The organism is Bradyrhizobium sp. P5_C11_2, assembly GCF_054049755.1.
Genome location: NZ_JBFULT010001081.1, coordinates 1 through 1,071, shown reverse-complemented (window position 1 = coordinate 1,071; position 1,071 = coordinate 1). Strand labels below are relative to the sequence as shown.

Below are 1,071 nucleotides of genomic sequence, written 5' to 3'. Positions count from 1 at the left end.
ACCCCAAGCAACGCACTGGGTCGTATATCGGCCTGTTTCAACTGAGCGAATATGAGTTCAACAAATTCGGCTCCGGACAAATTCGTAATCCCCGCGACAATGCCGTTGCGGCGGCCTACAAGGTCATTACCGAAGGCATTCTGTTCGAGTGGGTGACACACCAGAAGCCGACCTTGAGCGATCTTTACTTGATCCATCAACAAGGCTGGGAAGGCGCCGCCGAACACATCAGCCAACCTGTTCGCATCGCTTGGAAATCCATGTGTGCGACCAGCGAAGGCAGGGAGAAAGGTGAAAAATGGTGCAAACGCGCGATCTGGCGGAATACTCTTCCGGCCATCAAACACGCGTGGAAATCGGTGGACAAGCTGACCTCGGAGGCGTTCGTCGGAATGTGGCGCGAGCGGGTTGCTGAATTCTATTTGAAATACATGGCCGCCGCCGAACGGGCGAACCAGTAAATTTCCGTTGAGTGGTTGGTAGGAGTTGCCGCACCCGCGGGTCGAGCGGGGCCTCACCGCCGCTGCGGCACGTGGTGCCGCTCATCGCTCAATGGTCGCGGGGACGCACTTTGCGTCGTCAACGACGCGCTCGGATCGTTCCTACTGCGCGCTAACGAGGTGATCGATCAGGTGCCGATGTCTGCAAGTGGCCGATTTTGTTGCAAAAGTCCGTTGAGGCGAGCCGGCAAGCGTGATTCCGTTGTGTTGACGCGAATCGCGACGAGGTCGATCCATGATGGGCCGTCTGAAGAGTGACCAAGGTCAACTGTTCTACGAGTTTCATCTCGGCGACGCGGTTCCCGAAGATCATCTAGTGCGCCGGCTTTTGCAACAATCGGCCCGCAGGCGAAGATGGAGGCGACGATCARCACGACCGTAGCCGGGGGCCAGACCGGACATCGCGCGCTCGCGGCCAAATCGACGTTTCTGACCCATTGCGGTCACTGGCAGGTTGGATCGGGGGTGCAGGCCCCTTTCTGACGCGAACTTTTTATTAGTGATCCCCTTACGAATTGGCGCTGGCCTAATTTAATTTAGGAAATGAGCGACGAAAGAAAAATTAAGGACC

1 pseudogene is annotated in these 1,071 nt (G+C 56.7%); it reads left to right on the top strand.

The features are described from left to right. Window positions 1-461: pseudogene (locus ACXJL8_RS41815) on the top strand (transglycosylase); the annotation flags it as partial. Window positions 462-1,071: the final 610 nt, after the last annotated feature.